The 20,206-nt window shown below is 39.1% G+C and carries 17 protein-coding genes; 11 read left to right on the forward strand and 6 right to left on the reverse strand.

Annotated elements, in window-relative coordinates:
• Positions 1-429: 429 nt before the first annotated feature.
• From gltB to FTV31_RS05195, 7 genes are all read left to right on the forward strand, one after another.
• A complete protein-coding gene (gltB, locus tag FTV31_RS05165) occupies positions 430-4,905 on the forward strand; it encodes a glutamate synthase large subunit (protein WP_180013506.1) in 4,476 nt (1,491 codons plus the stop codon).
• A gap of 72 nt (positions 4,906-4,977) precedes the next feature.
• Positions 4,978-6,399, forward strand: a complete 1,422-nt coding sequence (locus FTV31_RS05170; RefSeq protein ID WP_104425619.1) for an FAD-dependent oxidoreductase — start codon at positions 4,978-4,980, stop codon at positions 6,397-6,399.
• A gap of 271 nt (positions 6,400-6,670) precedes the next feature.
• Positions 6,671-7,264 carry a LemA family protein gene (locus FTV31_RS05175; RefSeq protein WP_004787108.1) on the forward strand — a complete coding sequence of 198 codons (594 nt, stop codon included), beginning with the start codon at positions 6,671-6,673 and terminating at the stop codon, positions 7,262-7,264.
• A gap of 36 nt (positions 7,265-7,300) precedes the next feature.
• A complete protein-coding gene (locus tag FTV31_RS05180) occupies positions 7,301-8,344 on the forward strand; it encodes a TPM domain-containing protein (protein ID WP_180013430.1) in 1,044 nt (347 codons plus the stop codon).
• Complete coding sequence (locus FTV31_RS05185) at positions 8,338-8,898, forward strand: TPM domain-containing protein (protein WP_180013432.1); 561 nt, start codon at positions 8,338-8,340, stop codon at positions 8,896-8,898. Before FTV31_RS05180 ends, FTV31_RS05185 begins: the two co-directional genes overlap by 7 nt.
• Positions 8,899-9,117: 219 nt before the next feature.
• The gene (locus tag FTV31_RS05190) at positions 9,118-9,552 is read left to right on the forward strand and encodes a pilin (RefSeq protein WP_373686977.1); all 435 of its coding nucleotides are present in this window, start codon (positions 9,118-9,120) and stop codon (positions 9,550-9,552) included.
• A 52-nt stretch (positions 9,553-9,604) separates the two neighbouring features.
• Entirely contained in the window at positions 9,605-11,464 is a 1,860-nt protein-coding gene (locus FTV31_RS05195; protein ID WP_180013436.1) for a hypothetical protein, read from the forward strand.
• 48 nt (positions 11,465-11,512) lie between these two features.
• Here the strand turns inward: FTV31_RS05195 and FTV31_RS05200 are convergent, their stop codons facing one another.
• The 3 genes from FTV31_RS05200 to FTV31_RS05210 are packed head-to-tail and all read right to left on the reverse strand — an operon-like array spanning position 11,513 to position 14,429.
• Complete coding sequence (locus FTV31_RS05200; protein WP_180013438.1) at positions 11,513-13,114, reverse strand: hypothetical protein; 1,602 nt, start codon at positions 13,112-13,114, stop codon at positions 11,513-11,515.
• Positions 13,115-13,128: 14 nt separating this feature from the next.
• On the reverse strand, positions 13,129-13,539 hold the full coding sequence (locus FTV31_RS05205) for a divergent PAP2 family protein (protein ID WP_180013508.1): 411 nt from the start codon (positions 13,537-13,539) through the stop codon (positions 13,129-13,131).
• An 11-nt stretch (positions 13,540-13,550) separates the two neighbouring features.
• Positions 13,551-14,429, reverse strand: coding sequence for a decaprenyl-phosphate phosphoribosyltransferase (locus tag FTV31_RS05210; protein WP_180013440.1), 879 nt, complete (start codon positions 14,427-14,429; stop codon positions 13,551-13,553).
• Between the two features lie 26 nt (positions 14,430-14,455).
• Here FTV31_RS05210 and FTV31_RS05215 point away from each other — a divergent pair, with 26 nt between their 5' ends.
• The 4 genes from FTV31_RS05215 to FTV31_RS05230 all read left to right on the forward strand — a co-directional run bounded on the left by FTV31_RS05215 (position 14,456) and on the right by FTV31_RS05230 (position 18,617).
• Complete coding sequence (locus FTV31_RS05215) at positions 14,456-14,863, forward strand: GtrA family protein (protein ID WP_180013442.1); 408 nt, start codon at positions 14,456-14,458, stop codon at positions 14,861-14,863.
• A 9-nt stretch (positions 14,864-14,872) separates the two neighbouring features.
• Complete coding sequence (locus FTV31_RS05220; protein ID WP_180013444.1) at positions 14,873-16,168, forward strand: FAD-binding oxidoreductase; 1,296 nt, start codon at positions 14,873-14,875, stop codon at positions 16,166-16,168.
• 6 nt (positions 16,169-16,174) lie between these two features.
• A complete protein-coding gene (locus tag FTV31_RS05225; RefSeq protein WP_180013446.1) occupies positions 16,175-16,921 on the forward strand; it encodes an SDR family NAD(P)-dependent oxidoreductase in 747 nt (248 codons plus the stop codon).
• 61 nt (positions 16,922-16,982) lie between these two features.
• Complete coding sequence (locus FTV31_RS05230; RefSeq protein WP_180013448.1) at positions 16,983-18,617, forward strand: PglL family O-oligosaccharyltransferase; 1,635 nt, start codon at positions 16,983-16,985, stop codon at positions 18,615-18,617.
• A gap of 54 nt (positions 18,618-18,671) precedes the next feature.
• Here the strand turns inward: FTV31_RS05230 and bfr are convergent, their stop codons facing one another.
• The 3 genes from bfr to FTV31_RS05245 form a co-directional block, all read right to left on the reverse strand.
• Positions 18,672-19,136: a bacterioferritin gene (gene bfr, locus FTV31_RS05235; protein ID WP_175966220.1), complete on the reverse strand. Its 465-nt coding sequence runs from the start codon at positions 19,134-19,136 to the stop codon at positions 18,672-18,674.
• Positions 19,137-19,362: 226 nt separating this feature from the next.
• Positions 19,363-19,557, reverse strand: coding sequence for a bacterioferritin-associated ferredoxin (locus FTV31_RS05240; RefSeq protein WP_004787097.1), 195 nt, complete (start codon positions 19,555-19,557; stop codon positions 19,363-19,365).
• A 221-nt stretch (positions 19,558-19,778) separates the two neighbouring features.
• Positions 19,779-20,162 carry a RidA family protein gene (locus FTV31_RS05245; protein WP_005233608.1) on the reverse strand — a complete coding sequence of 128 codons (384 nt, stop codon included), beginning with the start codon at positions 20,160-20,162 and terminating at the stop codon, positions 19,779-19,781.
• Positions 20,163-20,206 lie beyond the last annotated feature (44 nt).

A 20,206-nucleotide genomic window follows, 5' to 3' on the forward strand; every position in this document is an offset into this window, starting at 1 on the left:
GACACTTTATCTTTATTATAAATGTGCGCTTTTGGTGCAAAAAATACGCACTATAAATAATCATAATTTTCCTTTTGTAGGCTAAATCTTTGTCATTTGTGTTGTTTTGATTTTTGCTCCTTAAGTTGGCATGAAATTTGCTTTATTGGTGCATGAATTGAATTAATCTCCCTGTTTTGGCGCGAAAATGATTCGATGAATAGGCGTAATTGTCATCTTTGTTGCTTATTTTTATCTTATCCATCAGCAAAATGAATGTTATTTTTCATGCATTCCGTCTGAAAAAGGATTATGTTGAAAAGATACTCAATGATATTTTGCTCTATAAAGCTGCTTAGCTTGCCGAGTAAATCAGACAGTCACGCACAGCAGAATTTAGATTGTTTAATAGCCTATCGGGCTTAGTGAAAAGAAGGGTACGCTATGCACATGCCATCGCCTAATAATGTAGCTCCCGCTCAAGGTTTATACCAACCGGATGAGTTTAAAGATAACTGTGGTTTCGGTTTGATCGCCCATATGCAGGGTGATGCCAGTCATGATCTGGTCAAGACCGCAATTCATAGTCTAAGTTGTATGACCCACCGTGGCGGTATTGCTGCTGATGGCAAGACCGGTGATGGTTGTGGTCTATTGCTGGCAATGCCTAAAGAATTCTTCCGTGAAGAGGCCAAACGCTTAAGTGACATTACCTTAAGTGAGATTTTTGCTGTGGGTACAGTATTCCTGAATCTGGATCCAGCATTAGCCGCACATGCAAAACAAGTCCTGACCAAAGAAATTGAAGAAGAAGGTTGTCGCGTTATCGCATGGCGTGTTGTACCGACGAATAATGATGCGCTCGGTGAGATTGCAATGCAGTCTCTACCAGCTTTTGAACAGGTGATTGTTAACTGCCCAATCGGTGTGACTGAAGTTGAATTCAACCGCAAATTGTTCCTTGCGCGTCGTCGTGCTGAGCAGCAGTTAACCAGTGATCCATACTTCTATGTGACGACCTTATGCTCAACTGTAATCAGCTATAAAGGTCTGATGATGCCGGCAGCTATTGCTGACTTCTATACTGACCTGGCTGATGAGCGTCTGGCATCACATATCGTGGTTTTCCACCAACGTTTCTCTACCAATACATTGCCACGCTGGCCACTGGCTCAGCCATTCCGTTACCTGGCGCACAATGGTGAGATCAACACTATTACGGCTAACCGTAACTGGGCAATGGCGCGTACGCCTAAATTTGAAAACCCATTACTGCCAGGTCTGACTGAGCTGAATCCAATCGTAAACCGTACTGGTTCAGATTCATCTAGTCTGGATAACATGCTGGAAATCCTCGTGGGTGGTGGTATGGATCTGTTCCGTGCGCTACGTATGCTGGTTCCACCTGCTTGGCAGAACGTTGAAACTTTAGATGCTGACTTACGTGCATTCTATGAGTTCAACTCTAAACATATGGAAGCATGGGATGGCCCTGCTGGTTTAGTTATCCAAGACGGTCGTCATGCGATCTGTATGCTGGATCGTAACGGCTTGCGTCCGGCACGTTGGGTCATCACTAAAAATGGCTACATCACACTGGCGTCAGAAATCGGTGTATGGGGTTATGAACCTGAAGATGTCATTTCTAAAGGACGTGTGGGTCCTGGCCAAATGCTGGTGATCGATACTTATACCGGTAAAGTATTAGATACTCAGGATGTGAATAATCACCTGAAACGTATGCGTCCGTACCGTGAATGGTTACGTGAAAATGCTGTACGTCTACAAGGCAGCCCTGAACTGGAAGAATATCTATGTGAGCGAGGCTTGAAAGGTGACAACCTGAAAGCGGCACAGAAAATGTTCATGGTGACTTTCGAGGAACGTGACCAGTTACTGCGTCCAATCGCTGAAAGCGGTCAGGAAGCTGTGGGTTCTATGGGTGATGATACCCCGATGGCGGTTCTGTCACGTCAGGTACGTCATGTATCAGACTATTTCCGTCAGCAGTTCGCTCAGGTCACCAACCCGCCAATCGATCCATTACGTGAATCGATTGTGATGTCGCTGGAAACCTGTTTAGGTCGTGAACAAAACGTTTTCGAACAGGGTCCAGAACATGCAGACCGTCTGATTATTTCAAGTCCGGTCCTGTCTAATTCAAAAATGCATCAGATCCGTACGCTAGGTCGTACAGGTTATGAGATTGCGGATATTGATCTGAACTATGCTGAAACTGAAGGTCTGGAAGCTGCGATTGCTCGTATTTGCGAAGAATCAGCGCAAGCGATTCGTGACGGCAAAACTTTATTGGTACTTTCAGACAAGAAAATCCGTGAAGGTTTCTTGCCAGCCAATGCTGTGATGGTCACTGGTGCAGTACACCATCATCTGATCAATACTGGCTTGCGTACTGATGCGAACCTGATTGTTGAAACCGGTTTTGCACGTGATCCACATCAATTTGCCGTTTTGCTTGGCTTTGGTGCGACAGCAATTTATCCGTACCTGGCATATGATGTGATCAATGATCTGGTGGCTAAAGGTGAGTTGCTGGGTGATCCGGTATATGCCCAAAACAATTTCCGTAAGGGGATTGAAAAAGGCCTGCTGAAAGTCCTGTCTAAGATGGGTATTTCAACTGTGGCTTCTTACCGTGGCGGTCAGTTATTTGAAGCAGTCGGCCTATCTAATGAAGTTGTGAACAAATGCTTCGTAGGTGTTCCGAGCCGTATTCAGGGTGCAACTTTTGCTGACCTTGAAAATGACCAGAAGCAACTGGCAGATTTGGCCTGGAAAAACCGTAAGCCAATCGATCAGGGCGGTATGCTGAAATTTGTCTTCGGCAAGGAATACCATGCGTTTAACCCGGATGTGATTAACTCACTGCATAAAGCAGTACGTTCTGGTAATTATGCGGACTTTAAAGAATATGCAGAGCTGGTAAACAATCGTCCCATTGCAACCATTCGTGACTTATTCAAGCTGAAAACTGACAACTCAATTCCAGTGGATCAGGTTGAGTCTGTAGAAGATATTCTGCCTCGCTTTGACTCTGCGGGTATGTCTTTGGGTGCGTTATCTCCTGAAGCACATGAAGCGATTGCGATTGCCATGAACACCATTGGCGGTCGTTCTAACTCTGGTGAGGGCGGTGAAGATCCAGCCCGTTATGGCACCATCCGTAACTCGAAAATCAAACAGATTGCATCCGGACGTTTTGGTGTAACTCCAGCGTACTTAACATCAGCAGAAGTACTGCAAATTAAAGTAGCTCAAGGTGCAAAACCAGGTGAAGGTGGTCAGTTGCCAGGTGGTAAAGTGAATGGCTTGATTGCCCGTTTACGTTATTCAGTTCCAGGTGTGACCCTGATTTCACCACCACCACACCATGATATCTATTCGATCGAAGATTTATCGCAGTTGATCTTTGACTTGAAACAGGTCAATCCGCAAGCAATGGTATCGGTGAAACTGGTATCTGAGCCGGGTGTAGGTACGATTGCAGCAGGTGTTGCGAAAGCGTATGCCGATTTTATTACCATTTCTGGTTATGACGGCGGTACAGCAGCATCTCCATTGTCTTCGATTCACCATGCGGGTTCTCCATGGGAATTAGGTTTAAGTGAGGCGCATCAAGCACTTCGTGTAAACGACCTGCGTGGCAAAGTACGCGTTCAAACTGATGGTGGTTTAAAAACTGGTCTGGACGTAGTAAAAGCCGCGATCTTGGGTGCAGAAAGCTTCGGCTTCGGTTCGACTCCAATGATTGCCTTAGGTTGTAAATACCTGCGTATCTGTCACTTGAATAACTGTGCGACCGGTGTTGCGACTCAGCAGGATCATCTGCGCCAAGAGCACTACATCGGCGAACCACAAATGCTGATCAACTTCTTCACTTTTATTGCTGAAGAAACTCGTGAATGGTTGGCTGCATTGGGTGTATCTAGCCTGAAAGACCTGATTGGTCGTACAGATTTGCTGGAAATCCTGCCAGGTGAAACTGACAAACATGCTCACCTTGACCTAAGCAAACTGCTTGAGTCACATCCAGCAGCAGAAGGCAAAGCACAGTACTGTGAAGTACAGGGTAATGAACCGTTCGATAAAGGTATTTTGGCTGAGAAGATGGTAGAAGAAATTCTGCCAGCAATCGAAGCAGGTACAGGTGGTGAATACAGCTTCACAGTAGGTAACTGTGACCGTTCAATTGGTGCGCGTCTGTCAGGTGAAATTGCCAAACGTTATGGCAACCTGAGTATGGAAGCACATCCAGTTAAAGTAAATCTGACTGGTACAGCGGGTCAGTCACTCGGTGTCTGGAATGCCGGTGGCCTGCATCTCAAACTGGAAGGTGATGCGAACGACTACGTGGGTAAAGGTATGGCAGGTGGCCGTATCTCGATTTTCCCACCAAAAGGTTCTCCGTTCCAGACTCAAAATACTGCCATCATTGGTAATACCTGTCTGTATGGTGCGACTGGTGGTAAATTGTTTGCTGCAGGTACTGCAGGTGAGCGTTTTGCAGTTCGTAACTCAGGTGCCTTCGCTGTGATTGAGGGTGCAGGCGATCACTGCTGTGAATACATGACTGGCGGTATTGTGACTGTCCTGGGTAAAGTAGGCCATAACTTCGGTGCAGGTATGACCGGCGGTTTTGCTTATGTATTGGACCTGGACAATGATTTCGTAGATCATTACAACCATGAGTTGATTGAACTGAACCGTATCTCAACTGAAGCGATGGAAGAACATCAGACCTTCTTGCTTCGCATTTTAGATGAACATATTGCAGAAACAGGTAGTGCTTGGGCGTACAAGATCCGCCATGAGTTTGATTTCTATAGTCGTAAGTTCTGGCTGGTAAAACCAAAAGCAGCTAACTTATTGACCTTGTTGAAAACAACTCAAGCTGATCCACAATAATTCCACTACTGCAGATATAGGCAGACCTAAGGTAATGCGAATAAAGCCTTAGGTCTACCCACGGAGAGAGAGATGGCAGAGCGCCTAAATAATGACTTTCAATTCCTGGATGTCGCACGCCAAGATCCAGAGAAAAAAGAGATTGACGTCCGCAAAGCAGAATTTGTGGAAATTTATAAACCTTTCACAACTGAAGTGGCTGCAAATCAGTCACATCGTTGTCTAGGTTGTGGTAACCCGTACTGTGAATGGAAATGTCCAGTTCATAACTACATTCCAAACTGGTTGAAGTTACTTGCAGAAGGCCGTATTTTCCAGGCGGCAGAACTTTGTCACCAGACCAATACTTTGCCAGAAGTCTGTGGTCGTGTTTGTCCCCAAGACCGTCTGTGTGAAGGTGCTTGTACCTTAAATGATGGTTTTGGTGCAGTCACCATTGGTAATGCTGAAAAATATATCAATGACACCGCTTTCGCTTTAGGCTGGCGTCCAGATATGTCTCATGTGAAATGGACTGATAAAAAAGTGGCTATCATTGGGGCAGGTCCTGCAGGTCTAGGTTGTGCTGATATTCTGGTACGTAATGGTGTTAAGCCAGTTGTATTTGATAAACGTCCTGAAATTGGTGGTCTGCTGACTTTCGGTATCCCAGAATTCAAGATGGAAAAAGACGTGATGAAACGCCGTCGTGAAATTTTCACCGGCATGGGGGTTGAATTCCGTCTGAATACTGAAATTGGTACCGATGTCACTATCGACCAGTTACTCGCTGACTATGACGCTGTCTTTATGGGTATGGGGACATACACTTATATGAAAGGTGGCTTTGCTGGTGAAGATCTGGATGGTGTGTATGATGCACTGGATTTCCTGATTGCTAACGTGAACCGTTGCCAGGGCTGGGAAAAAGATCCATCCGAATACATCAGTGTTGAAGGCAAGAAAGTGATTGTCTTAGGTGGTGGTGATACCGCGATGGACTGTAACCGTACTTCAATCCGTCAAGGTGCTGAGTCTGTTGTTTGTGCTTATCGTCGTGATGAAGCGAACATGCCGGGTTCACGTCGTGAAGTAAAAAATGCACGTGAAGAAGGTGTAGAATTCCAGTTCAACCGTCAGCCTATCGAAATCGTGGGTGAAAATGGTAAAGTGACTGGCGTAAAAGTGGTAACCACTCAACTGGGTGAACCAGACAGCCGTGGACGCCGTAGCCCAGAACCAATTCCAGGTTCAGAAGAAATTCTACCTGCAGATGCAGTATTGCTGGCATTTGGTTTCCGTACTAGTCCTGCAGACTGGTTTACTGACGTAGAAATCAACTTGGATGGTTCGGGTCGCGTACTTGCAGCCGAGCAGCAGCAATACAAATTCCAGACTTCAAATCCAAAAATCTTTGCCGGTGGTGACATGGTCCGTGGTTCTGATCTGGTCGTGACAGCGATCTGGGAAGGTCGTCAGGCTGCAGAAGGTATTCTGGATTACCTTGATGTTTAATTTAGTTTAATCATTTGTTTAAAAAAACCCGCTACGGCGGGTTTTTTGTTTTTCTTCATTTTATTCATTCAGTCAGCTTAGTTCTAAGAATTTATAATAAATATGGATTTGAATTTATAGATATATCTAATATTAAGTCGTAGCTTTGAAGCAAAACAGAAGGAATAAAAACGATATAAGTAAAAAATTATAAAAATTAACAAAAAATGAGAAAAATATGTTTAAAATCAAATTAATTAAATAAATATCAATAAAGAATTGAGGATAAAAGATGATCCCTGTATTAAAAAAATCTTTCATTGCTCTGATGCTAGCCAGTACCCTGACACTTACAGGTTGTGGCTATAACACCTTACAAGTCAAGGATGAGGCGGTGACTGCAGCATGGTCTGAAGTGCAAAACCAGTACCAGCGTCGTGCTGACTTGGTGCCGAATCTGGTGAATGTCGTCAAAGGCTATGCGGCGCATGAAGAGCAGGTATTGACTGAAGTGACTCAGGCACGTGCCAATGTTGCAGGTTTGAAAGTTGACCGTGAAGTGCTGGAAGATCCTGAATTGTTCCAGCGTTATCAGGAAGCTCAAGCACAAATGACTAGTGCCTTATCGCGTTTATTGGCCGTAACCGAAAATTATCCTGATTTGAAAGCTAATGAGCAGTTCCGTGACCTGCAGGTACAACTTGAGGGTACTGAAAACCGTATTGCGGTAGCGCGTAACCGTTATATTACGACTGTACAAGATTTTAACTCTTATGCACGTCAATTCCCGCAGGTGATGACTGCCAAAGTCATTGGGATGGATACCAAGCCAAACTTTAGTGCAGAGCAGAGTGCACAACAGGCACCTAAGGTTTCATTTGATTAAGCTTGATCTTGGGTAATCACTAATAAGGTGGCTGCAATGATGCATATAAGCGCTGTAAAACTTTGTACAGGGATATTTCTCAGCCTCATTATAAGCCTGATGAATCCTGCTTGGAGTGAAACAGCAACGGCAACTGATACAGAAGAAGTCATTGTTGCACGTGAAATTTTGCAGCCTAAAACGAATACTACGGACCAAAATGTAGAATCTGCAGATACAGCACCGCAGTCACAAATTGCCAATGATATGGCAGAAGGACAGGTTCAGCGCGACTTGCCCAGCATGAATGAGCCGGTGATTGATCAGGCAAATTTATTAACGTTAGAAGAAAAACAGCAACTTAGTCAACGAATCATCAATCTTTATCAGGCGGGTAAGGCTCAGATCGGAGTAGTGATTGTCCCTACTACTGGACAGGAAGATATTTTTGACTATTCCATGCGTGTGGCAGATCGCTGGCAACTAGGATCAAAAGAACATGATAATGGTCTGTTAATGACCATTGCGGTAAATGACCATCGTATCCAGATTTTAACGGGTTATGGGCTAGAAGGTGTTCTGCCGGATATTGTGGCTGGACGGATTATTAATAACAAAATTACACCTTTGTTTAAGCAGGGTCAGTATGCACAAGGGATAGATGCTGGGCTGGCAGAAATAGAGCGTATTCTAAATCTGGATCCTGAGATTGCAGCTCAAGCAGCGGCTGAGCTTAAAGAGCGTCAGGAGCAAGCTTATAAAGCGCAGCAAGCATCTCAAGCGACTTTTGGTTCGGTTATTTTTATTATCGTCGCTGGTGTCATTGGTTCCATGATCTTTGGCAGGAAGCTGAGTGCGGCCACTGCTGCAGTAGCGGGTACCGCAGCCGGGTTAGTCAATGGTATGGGATTGGTCACTAGCCTATTAATTGGTGCTGGAGTTTTCTTTTTGCTCGTGACCTCACTTGCTCAGTTGATCCTGCATGCTTTCATGGCAGGTGGAGGTCGTGGCGGTGGTAGTGGACGTGGTGGTTTTGGAGGCGGCGGCTTCGGTGGAGGCGGCGGTGGTTTTGGTGGGGGAGGAGCATCAGGCTCATGGTAACAACTACAGATACAACAGATATTGTCACGCAGCCGAAGCTGGAAGAACATGCCCAACCAAGTTTAAAGCGCTGGCTTAAGCACTTTTTTTATATGCCTGCAACCAAGCGGTTTTTCTCCAAGCAGGACCAGCATGCGATTGCATTAGCTGTAGAAGAAGCCGAGCATGGGCATGTGGGGGAAATTCAAGTCGTGATTGAAGGGTGTCTGCCTTCTCGTTCTGCTTATTATCAAGATACGCTTTGTCGTGCCCGACAACTCTTTGCTGAATTGGGTGTATGGGATACAGAGCATAATAGTGGCGTGCTTTTATATCTGAATCTTTGTGATCATAAAGTTGAAATTGTGATTGATCGGGGAATTAAACAGGCCACTACACAAGAAGTATGGGATCAGATTTGTGAAAATATTATTCAGCAGCTGAAGCAACGGAAGTATAAGAATGGGGTGATTTTTGGGGTTAAGCAGATTGGAGAAATTTTAAATCAATACTATGATCGTAAAATGGATGATTTAAAGAATGAATTGGGAAATAAACCCATCATTTTAGGGTAACTTTAGTCAAATAAATGACAATTTTTGTCAGTTATCTACACAAAATGAAACCTAAAAATAACAAATTGAAAAATATTTTTTTAAACTGCTGTTTTTTCTGTAAAAATTATTATAATAAAAGTTGGCACATTTAGTGCTAAATACAAAATAGACTAAATGAGCTTTTGCTTAAGCTTATAAATAAACAAAAAAACATTTGTGGAGAATGTTATGAAAACTATGCAAAAGGGTTTCACCCTTATTGAGTTAATGATTGTTGTAGCAATTATCGGTATTTTAGCTGCGATTGCGATTCCTGCTTATCAAGATTATATTACTCGTTCACAAGTTTCTGAAGCGGTAACTTTAGGCGGCGGTTTAAAAGCACCTTTATCTGAATATGGTGCAGACAAAAATGCATGGCCTTCAGCATTAGTTGCTCCAACAGTAACTCCTACTGCTGGTCAAATGAATGCAACACTTGGTGGTCAATATGCTGCTGTAACGACAACAATTGGTGGTACATATCCTGCAGGAACAGTAACAGTTACAATGAAAACTGGTAAAGCTTCTGGTGGAACTATGTTGTTTGTTACAGGTGATGGTGGTTCTACTTGGACTTGTACTGGTGGTAACGTAGACGCAAAATACCGTCCAAATGCTTGTAAACAGTAAATTTTAAAACATAAAAATTGGGACGTATGTCCCATTTTTTTTTGGGTAAATTATGAAAGCTAAATATTATAATTTTTTAAATCTATGTTTATTAATTCTATTAACTATCTTATTATATTTTAGAGTAATATTTTATGATTATGTTTGGGATGATTTAATTTTATTTGTTTATAATACATCCTTGAGTGAGCAAGATTATTCTTGGCAATTAATTTCAAGACCAGTAATTGAAGGTAGTGCTTATTTTAGACCTTTTGTTTTTTATACTTGGTTTTTAGAGTTTAATATTTTTGGTCAGAGTGCTAGAATCTCACATATCATTAATATTATAATATTTAGTTTAAATGCATGGCTTACATATTTACTAGCAATTAAATTTTTAAAAAAATACTCTTCAGTTCTACCTACCTTAGTTCTTGTTTATTATGTTTTAAATCCCGTATTAATAGAGTCGACAGTCTGGATATCAGGAAGATTCGATCTTTTTGTTACTTTTTTTACTTTGATTTCATTAAACTTATATTTTTCAAAAAATGTAAGTAAGAGTATAAAAAATATTGCTATTCCGATATTATTTTTCTTAGGTTTATTATCGAAGGAATTAGCAATTATTTTTCCTTTTTTATTGTTTTTTTTATGGGCATTTAAAAATAAACTAATAATAAATGACTGGAAAGGTTATATAATTTTTTCTAGAGAAAACTCATTGTTAATTATAAGTATTTTTATTGTTTTAATAATTTATTTCTTTTTAAGATATAATTCGCTAGGTGTTATCGGGTCGACGACTAATAATGAAGTAGATTACTATTATTTAATTAATGATTTAATTCCATTGCAAGCTTTTTTCTTTTATTTAAAGAATTATTTATTACCAGTTTTTTATGTTATCCCTGTGCATCCTATTAACTGGGATTTAACTTTTTTAAATAAAATTAAGTTATGTTCTATTTTTATTTCATTTATTTTTTGTATTCTATATTTTATTAAAAAAAGAAAAAATGAACTATGGTTAATGTTTTCTGTAATTTTTACAGTTATTTTGACTTTATATTTAATTCCATTTAATAATGGTTCGAGCATTGGGAATATGCGTTTCATGACATTGGGTTTGACATTTTATTCTATATTGTTTATTAAGTTATATTTTGACTTATTTTGTTATTTTTTATCTAGGTTAGGAAAGAGAACAGCATTTATTTCAGTAGGGATGATTTATATTTTATTCTTAATAGTTATGGTTCAAAATTTTAATCAAAGTGTAAAAGTTTGGGCTAATGAATATTCTTTATGGAAAACCTCATATCTAGTAAATCCAGAATATAGTATCAATAAATATAATTATATTAAAACACTTGTGGATATAGGGATGTTTAAAGAAGCTAAATTAATACTTCAAAAGAATAACGTTAATATGAGTCCAGATGAACAAGCGTTATATGCACTTGTTTTAGTGAATCTAGATGATAAAGAAGGTATTTTATATTATGAGGGACTAGTCGATAGCTTGCCTAAATATCATGAAGATTTTAGTAGTTTAAAAGAGATTAACTCATTAAAAGTTTATGCTCAAACAAAACTCACAACACAAAATTTATCTTCTGTTTATTCTAGTTATGCTATGTCAATTCTGATGTTTAATAATGATCGTGATAAGGCAAAAAAATATTATATTATTAGTAATTGGTACCATAATTCAGACCTAGCGACTAGATCTAATCATAATGATTTTATTATTGATTATATAATCAATAATAAGGAAAGTGCTCTTTCAGAATTTCTAAGTAAAACAGAGAGTAATTTTAATACTGGTGAACGGTTAAAAACTTTAAATTTTATAAATAAGTATTGCAGTAAATATAGTGATGAAAAAGTATGTGAAAAGTGGAAAAATGATAAATTAAAAATTTAATAAAAATGAACATCTTTTAATAATTACTGAAAGATGTTCATTTTATATTTATTTTTGATTTGGATACCACAGAGTATTTCCATACTGATGCGAATTTTTGTAAATCTGCTCATGTGGATATTTTTCAAATGCTTTTTTTGCTAAATTAAAAGTTTTACCTGTATGCCAATTCAGTATTGCATCTAATCTTTTTTTATCAGTTAATGGAGCTCGACTCATTAACCATACTTGATCAAGGACATAACGATCTTCAGGTAAAGTAATAGCATTTATTTTATGTTCAATACTTGTTAAGTATTCAGCATTGACAGCTCTATAAAAATGTCCAATTCTCCAATATCCATAACTCATAGGATGTGCTGCTGAAAAGCTATCGGTCAAAGCTAATAGATCTACAATATGCTTTTCTGGATATGTTTTACTCATAATATAACCATTGAAACCCATGGTATAAAGTATAGTGGGCTTGGAAATAGGCTCATTAAATAAAGTTAATGTTTCATCAAAATGATCTGAAATTGGTAAATTTTTATTCTTAACTACTAGTAATAGCCCTGTAGTTTTGTAATAAAAAGCTCGTTCATCTGTAAAATTAGTACTATTAATTTCAAATTTTTTAATATCTTTTAACGTATATTGATATAGATTAAAAATACTTAGAATTATTAATAGAGGGAAAAGTCTATTCAATATTTTTTTATTATTTATAACAACAATAAATAAACAAGTAACAAATGCAGTAGTAAGGAATCTCCCATACATATAATCAGCCCCAATATTAATCAAGTAGATTAAATATAAAAATAAACCTATTCCTAGCAGTTTATTAAAAATTTTTTTTGAAAATATGGTATATATAAGAATTGAATAAATAAAAATAGACGTAAATGGATCATAAATTAAATTAGCATATAAGTATTTTAATCCTTGTATTTGCAACTGTGTAGAAGGTAAGCCTAGGTTTGTTTTTGCAATCACAGAGTTGGCAAAAAATGAACCATAATAATAAATTGAAAAACTACTCCATATTATAACAGGAATAAAGCCAATCAGACCCATAACAATCGAGGTTCTGAGTTTATTTTTTTGGTAAGGTACATAAAAGAAAAAATATAAAGCTAAGGGTAAGAATGTAATAATTAAATCCATTCTATTTAAGAACATTGCAGACAGCGTTAAGCTTAAATACAAGTAAAAATATTGTTGTTCTTTAAGTTTAATTACTAAATAAAAAAACAAAGAAATTAAAAAATAACTTAAGCTATTCTCTAAGCCTGAAGATGAAAAATCTAATACCGCTTTTGAGCTAAAAAAGATCAGATTGGTTAAAATAAAAAGACTCAGATGATGCTTAGTTAGTTGATAAAGAATGTAAAGAGTAAGTAAGGTATAGCTAAAACCAAGTATAATGACAAGATAATACAAATCATCAATAATATATTTGCCAATCAGCAGATTGAGCATCCATAAAGGGTGAGTATAACTCTGCACACGTTCATCAATATTCCATCTTAATCCATAGCCATTATGAAAATTTTCAATGGTTCTAAAGGTAATATAGGCATCATCTGCGACCCAAGCAGAAAATAAATATAAAATAGAAAATACAAGAATGATGAAAGGAAATGTCAGTTTTTTAGTTAAATTCATTTTTAAGATCCAATTTATAGGGAGCTAATCAGTCTACCCAAAATAATGCCCAATAACAGTCCCGCTAAAATTTCAATTTTGCTATGACCAACTCTCTCGCGTAGAACAGGGGCGGTGTAATTTTTTAGCTTATTTATTTCAATGGCTTGTGCTTCAACTTTTTTTCTTAAGCCATTGGCATCAAGCATCACAATATACGCCAGTGTTAGTGCCACCCCAAAAGCAGGTGTATTTATCCCTTCTTTAAATGCAATCAGGCTAGCCATACTGCTCACAATGGCACTATGGTTACTGGGCATGCCGCCATAGCCAATTAAATTAAACGCCAATTTTTTTTGTTTTAGGCTGTTAATTAAAAACTTTAACAGGCCACAACATAACCAAGCGAGAAATGGGGTGATTAAATAGGGGGAAGTGATTTGCATGATGGTCCTAATTAATGCGGATATAAAACGTATAAACAGCACATCAACCATAAACAAACAGTGATAAGAATCTGTTTGTCTTGAATCACAACATCGGTTGGCGATTCTCCGCCTTTAAGGGTTTCCACAATATACCAATAGCGAAATAAGCCAAAAATGACAAAGGGGACGGTTAAAATCAGATCTGGTTGTTTGTCCATCACGTAAAGACTGTAAAACACCACACTAATGACTGCAGACATTTCAGCAAAACGATCAATTAAGCCTACTGAATAATGCGCCAATACCCCACGGCTTTGTTTGCCACTTTGGATCAGCTCTTGACGTCTTTTAATGGCGGCCAAATACAGTGAAATACTTAAGGTGGTAATAAACATCCAATGCGATACTGGTACATTCAGCGCCAAAGCCCCTGCATAGACACGAAGCACAAAGCCAAATGCCACAATAAAAATTTCAATAACAGGCTCGTTTTTGAGTCTAAATGTATAGGCCAAATTAATGGCTAAATACACAGCAATGACATAGATGACCTGAGGCAGAATTAGCCAGGCACAACTGAGCAAGACATAAATCAAGGTTAATAGCATGTAGGCGCTTTTAGGCTGAACTTCACCCGAGGCAAGCGGTCTTTTTTTAGATTTTTCCGGATGCGCGCGATCATTTTCAATGTCTTTTAAATCATTGACGATATAGACTGCGGAGGCAGCTAAACAGAATAAAAACGCAGCCAATAGGGTTGTATAAACGGAAGCTAAGTTTAAAAACTCACCTGCAAAAATTAAAGGTGCAAAGATAAAAGCATTTTTGACCCATTGCTTCGGTCTAATCAATTTGATCAGACCTTGAATTTCCCCTAGTAATGAAATACGCGCTACTTTAATATTCATTTGATCAACAACATTATTAAATTTTAATGAATCAGTTATTTAACTTGGCGCTACTTTATGCACTGTTTGCAGTGATTGCGACCTTGTGCAATATACTAGCACAAGAAATTTCTATTCATTTGTTTAGCGCAAATTTTTCTCTATTCATTTCGGTACTTAGCGGAACTTTGGTCGGATTGGTGGTGAAATATATTTTAGATAAACGTTATATTTTTAAGTATAAAACTAAAAATTCACAGCATAACCGCAGGACTTTTGTGTTGTATACTGTTATGGGGTTCTTTACCACCACTATTTTTTGGGGCTTTGAGTTTGGCTTTCACTTTATCTTTGAAGGCAAAGAAATGCGCTATCTCGGTGGCATCATCGGACTGATGATTGGCTATATCAGTAAATATTACTTAGATAAAAAATATGTATTTACCGTACATTAGGATGTGGGCATGCATTTATCCAGTTGGGGAAGATTGTACCAAACTGAAACATCAGTCTCTTTTTTAGATCGTCAAAATCCAGCGTTGGCTTTTGCCCAACAGCGCCCATGTTTGATTCGAGGGCAGGGACGTAGCTATGGCGATGTCAACTTAGCTTCAGATGCGCAAACTATTCTGACAGACAATTATCGATATTTTCATGCCTTTGACCCAGTTGCAGGTATTTTGGAGTGTGAGTCTGGGGTTTTGTTAAAGGACATTCAAGATACCTTTATTCCTCAAGGTTGGATGTTGCCTGTCACACCGGGTACTCAATTAATCAGTGTGGGCGGCGCAATTGCCAATGATATTCACGGCAAAAATCATCATGTCCGCGGTAACTTTGGTCATCATGTCGTCTCGCTGCAACTCTTACGTTCCGATCTGAACGTCATTCAATGTTCACGACAAGAAAATGCCGCATTATTTTTTGCAACCTTAGGTGGCATTGGCTTAACTGGGCTAATTTTGAGGGTCAAAATACAATTATTACCATTACAATCAGATCTGCTTGATGTGGAATATCTAAATTTTCGTGGTGTTTCTGAATTTATCGACCTTGCTAAACAATCCGAACCTTGGGAATACACCGTGTCTTGGATTGATTGTTTAAGTGGGAAAAATGTCAGAGGCATCTTTATGCGTGCCAATCATCAAGCAAATTCAGATTCGAACACGCATTTAAATCATTTAAGCAACAAAACAAAAAAAATTCCATTTACACCGCCTATCTCGTGTATCAATACATTGAGCTTAAAGGTATTTAATCAGCTGTATTATCACATTAATAAAACACCTCGTGTAATTGAGCAGCACCTTTATCAATTTCAATATCCTTTAGATGCCATTGAGAATTGGAATATCTTGTATGGACGAAAAGGGTTTTATCAATATCAATGTGTCATTCCGATGCAGTATGCAAAAGATGCCATTGAAGAAATGTTAAAACTGATTTATGCCGCACAACAGGGATCGTTCTTGGTGGTGTTGAAATCCTTTGGCAATCTTGCCAGTGAGGGAATGTTGAGTTTTCCAATGGAGGGATTGACTTTGGCTTTGGATTTTCCAAATTTGGGGGAGAAGACCCTTGCTTTATTTAACCAACTTGACCAAGTCGTAGCAGAAGCCAAGGGCCGCTTATATTTGGCCAAAGATGCACGGATGAGTCGTGATCTGTTTTTTGCAACGTATCCTCAAGCAGAACAATTTAAAAATTATCGAGATCCTGCTATTTCATCGGATATGTCTAAACGTTTATTTGGATAGTAAAACATGCAAACCATTTTAATTGTTGGCGCGACTTCCTCAATAGCCCAAGCATGTATGCATGAATGGGCGCAAACAGGGCAAGTACAGCGTTTTATATGTATCGCACGGAATCCTGAAAAATTAGCCCTGTTTACGCAAGATTTTTCAATTCGTTATCCCAAAATCTGTATCGACAATCATAGTATTGCCTTTGATAATTTGGCCTTGCTGCGTTTGACCATGGAGCAATGCTTTGCTCAAAAAATAGATCAGGCGTTATTGGCACAGGGGATGATGTTTCAGGATGAAAGAGCAATCAATTTAGACGAGTTGACAACCATGATCAATGTCAACATGACCAGCACGGCGACACTATTATCTGAAATATACAAGTATATGCACTTGCAAGGGACTGGAAAAATTGGCGTGATTGGTTCGGTCGCGGGAGATCGTGGACGCAATGCCAATTATTTATATGGGGCAAGTAAAGCATTCATCGCCACCTATGCTGAAGGTTTACAGCATCGCGCTGCATTAGAAAGATCCGCCGTCACGGTTTCTCTGATTAAACCCGGGCCAACACAGTCAGAAATGACTAAACATTTGATTGCACAAGGGAAGAAGCTTGCGAAAGTCGAAGATGTGGCCCAACAAATTGTGAACGGAATGCAGCGTGGAAAAAGCACGATTTATGCTCCGAAAATATGGCGAATCATTATGTTGATCATTCGTCATTTGCCATTCTTTATTTTTAAAAAGATAAACATTTGATAAGCGAAAGATAAGTTAGAATTTTGTATAATTGGAATACATTTAAATTATGTAATATCAAATGAAATTCACGCTCGCACTTATAGCAGCAATCTTAATCTCCCTCGCATGGCTCATGCCTATTCATTACCGCCCTTGGGTAACGTATACAGGTGAACTCTATTCATTTTTTGCGCTATTTGCATTAACTGCGATTTTTCTGAAAGAAAAAATTAAATTACCTACTTTCGGTTTACCTTTATTAGCACTGGCTATTATTCCCTTAATCCAGTTGCTAGTAGGGCAGGTGTTTTTCTTTAGTACTGCCATGATGGGAACAATTTATGTTTTTAGTTTTTGGATGGCAAGCGTACTGGGCTATAACCTTTCAACAGGAAACTATAATCGGGAAGAAACTTTTACTAACTTGAGTTATGTGTTTTTGGCTTCAGGTACTGTCACTGGTATTATTGCACTTTGCCAATGGACAAACCTAGATGCAACTTTGCCGGGCATAGTTAATATCAGCGGTAGCCAGCGGCCGTATGCCAACTTCGCCCAGCCAAATAATATGGCAACTTTTTTAGTTATGGCATTAATGAGTTGTTTATATCTGTATGAGAAGAAAAAAATCCAGACTAAATGGTTAGTGGCTTGCGCCTTAGCTATCGTTATTGGAATTGCTTTAAGTCAGTCGCGTACTGCTTGGGTTGCTGCGAGTGCGATTATCCTTTATTTAGCTTTCTATCAATATAAAGGTATTATTCGCCTGAAATGGTATTACAGCAGTCTGTGGTTTGGCTTCTTTGTGGCTTGTATTGTCGCTTTTCCATTACTCGGTCAGTTGGCTGCTCAAGCGATAGATGCAGATGTAGTGCAAAGCCGTGATGTAGTTGCTCGTGCTACAGGGGATATGTCTCGTTTAGCAATCTGGCAGCAAATGCTAGCGGCCATTCAGGCACAGCCATGGTTTGGTTATGGCTGGTATCAGACCAGTGTTGCCTTTGTCTCGATCAGTGATACAGTGCAGGGTCCGGTCTGGATTCGCAGTGCACATAACTTAATTATTGATTTCTTGCTGTGGAATGGGCTAGTTATTGGTCTGCCTTTCTTAGCCTATTTCGGCTATTTGGGTTATCAAATGCAGCGATGGGTTAAGACCCCTGAGTCGGTCATTGGTATTTTAATGATTGGGACTTTTCTTACGCATGCCATGTTTGAGTTTCCGCAGCACTATGCCTATTTCCTTTTACCAGTAGGTTTTATTTTAGGTACTGTTCTAGCCCAAAATCCGAATATCAAAACCGTGACCTTACCCGCTATAGCAATGAAAATCATTTTTGGGTTTGGACTACTGTTATTGATTGTGATCTATCGGGATTATGATGTCGCTGTGCCAAAACTTGGTCAAAGTATTCGTTATGAGCAACAGCCTGAAAAAATCACCAATCAGCAGCCAATCTATTTATTAACAGAGTTTAATCGTCGTATTGATTGGATTCGTCTTAACCCTTATAGCAAAGCATCCCCTGAACAGATTCAAGCAGGTGAGCAGATGGTATTAAGTTATCCAACTAAATTTAATCTGATTAAATATGCCAAACTGCTAGCTTTTAATGGTTATGAAAATGAAGCCAAGCATCAGCTGCAACGCTTAAAAGTTATTCAAAAAACCGAACTCAGTTATGAAGAATTGATTCAGGATATGCCAAGATAAATTCCATATAAAAAAGCCAGCAAGAGCTGGCTTTTTTATTGATTCATTCTAAGTTTAGAGCTGGCTTTGAATATAGTTTTCGATACCAACACTTTCGATAAGATCTAGCTGAGTCGTAGTCCAGTCCAGATATTCCTCTTCTTTTTCCAGAATTTCTCGCACTAAGTCTCGAGTCACATAATCCATCTGTGTTTCTGCCAAAGCCACAGCCTGCTGAATGACTTCAATATTTTCTTTTACTTTGCGTACATCACAGTGCAGTACTTCTTGAGTATGCTGGCCAATATACAATTTGCCAAGATGTTGTAGGTTTGGTAAGCCTTCCAGAAATAAAATACGTTCAATGATTTTATCGGCGTGCTTCATCTGGCGGATGGATTCTTTATATTCTGCTGAGCCCAGTTTTTCAATGCCCCAGTCATTAAACATGCGTGAATGCAGGAAATACTGGTTAATCGCTGTAAGGTGGTGATACAACACCTGGTTCAGCTGATTAATTACATCACGATTGCCTTTCATCGTATCACTCCATATAGCCTGTTGACCCATTTATCGCTATGGGTTTTTGAATAACTTATCTTAAATCAATCGAGCGAGCAATGGCGAGTAATTTATTGAACTGCAAATGAAAATCGCAATCAAAAAGCTTCAGGTGAAATATAAAGCAATAAAAACCCGCCAGAGTCAGAGGCGGGGGAGGAGTAATGATACGAGACCATTGATTTTATAATTATCGTTATCCGCTTTAGGCAGCAACCGCTAGCCGGGCAGCAATCTGGGAAATTTCATCACTGATGATCATACGGGCTTCAGGAGCACAACGGCCACAACACGTGCCTAAGTCAAGCATTTCGCGTACATCACGGTAACTTTCGGCGCCATTTGCAATAGCATCTTTAATGTCTTGATCTGTAATGCCACGGCATAGACAAACGTACATAGGATACAACCACAGTGAATAAATAAGATAAGAGATATTATTGATAATTGTTATCGTTTGTCAATAAAAATCATTTGAAAATGCTTTTGATAATGATTGATGATTCAGATAAAAAAATAACACCTGAGCGGAAATCCGAGTGCTACTCGGATTTCTGCGCAAGAGCGATTTATAATTTAGAATTAAATATTGCAGGCTGGAGATTTGGTGATTTTTATAACTTATTGATTGATAACGACGATGCCATCCATCTCAACTAAAGCACCTTTCGGTAAACTTGCAACACCTAAAGCAGCACGCGCTGGATAAGGTTGAGCAAAGTATTCACCCATAATCTGGTTGACGAGTTGAAAATGAGAAAGGTCAGTCAAGAAAATATTCAGTTTCGCAATATCGGCTAATGAGCCACCCGCTGCTTCACAAACTGCTTTCAGGTTATCAAACACACGGCGAATCTGAGCTTCGATGCCTTCAACCAGTTCCATACTATATGGATCCAGACCAATCTGGCCGGATAAATAAAGCGTATCCCCGACTAGAATTGCTTGTGAATAGGTGCCTATGGCAGCCGGGGCATTTTCAGTATGGATCACTTGGCGGGACATCAATTTCTCCTTTTATCATCAACATACATCATATTAGATCAATT

Source organism: Acinetobacter sp. YH16031 (assembly GCF_013417335.1).
GTDB lineage: Bacteria > Pseudomonadota > Gammaproteobacteria > Pseudomonadales > Moraxellaceae > Acinetobacter.

Bases quoted from the DNA above. Each gene is read 5' to 3' on its own strand.
- FTV31_RS05175 (WP_004787108.1), top strand. From the start codon at position 6,671: ATGATCCCTGTATTAAAAAAATCTTTCATTGCTCTGATGCTAGCCAGT.
- FTV31_RS05170 (WP_104425619.1), top strand. From the start codon at position 4,978: ATGGCAGAGCGCCTAAATAATGACTTTCAATTCCTGGATGTCGCACGC.
- FTV31_RS05220 (WP_180013444.1), top strand. From the start codon at position 14,873: ATGCATTTATCCAGTTGGGGAAGATTGTACCAAACTGAAACATCAGTC.
- FTV31_RS05185 (WP_180013432.1), top strand. From the start codon at position 8,338: ATGGTAACAACTACAGATACAACAGATATTGTCACGCAGCCGAAGCTG.
- FTV31_RS05180 (WP_180013430.1), top strand. From the start codon at position 7,301: ATGATGCATATAAGCGCTGTAAAACTTTGTACAGGGATATTTCTCAGC.
- FTV31_RS05225 (WP_180013446.1), top strand. From the start codon at position 16,175: ATGCAAACCATTTTAATTGTTGGCGCGACTTCCTCAATAGCCCAAGCA.
- gltB (WP_180013506.1), top strand. From the start codon at position 430: ATGCCATCGCCTAATAATGTAGCTCCCGCTCAAGGTTTATACCAACCG.
- FTV31_RS05215 (WP_180013442.1), top strand. From the start codon at position 14,456: ATGAATCAGTTATTTAACTTGGCGCTACTTTATGCACTGTTTGCAGTG.
- FTV31_RS05240 (WP_004787097.1), bottom strand. From the start codon at position 19,557: ATGTACGTTTGTCTATGCCGTGGCATTACAGATCAAGACATTAAAGAT.
- FTV31_RS05205 (WP_180013508.1), bottom strand. From the start codon at position 13,539: ATGCAAATCACTTCCCCCTATTTAATCACCCCATTTCTCGCTTGGTTA.
- FTV31_RS05195 (WP_180013436.1), top strand. From the start codon at position 9,605: ATGAAAGCTAAATATTATAATTTTTTAAATCTATGTTTATTAATTCTA.
- FTV31_RS05245 (WP_005233608.1), bottom strand. From the start codon at position 20,162: ATGTCCCGCCAAGTGATCCATACTGAAAATGCCCCGGCTGCCATAGGC.
- FTV31_RS05210 (WP_180013440.1), bottom strand. From the start codon at position 14,429: ATGAATATTAAAGTAGCGCGTATTTCATTACTAGGGGAAATTCAAGGT.
- bfr (WP_175966220.1), bottom strand. From the start codon at position 19,136: ATGAAAGGCAATCGTGATGTAATTAATCAGCTGAACCAGGTGTTGTAT.
- FTV31_RS05190 (WP_373686977.1), top strand. From the start codon at position 9,118: ATGCAAAAGGGTTTCACCCTTATTGAGTTAATGATTGTTGTAGCAATT.
- FTV31_RS05200 (WP_180013438.1), bottom strand. From the start codon at position 13,114: ATGAATTTAACTAAAAAACTGACATTTCCTTTCATCATTCTTGTATTT.
- FTV31_RS05230 (WP_180013448.1), top strand. From the start codon at position 16,983: ATGAAATTCACGCTCGCACTTATAGCAGCAATCTTAATCTCCCTCGCA.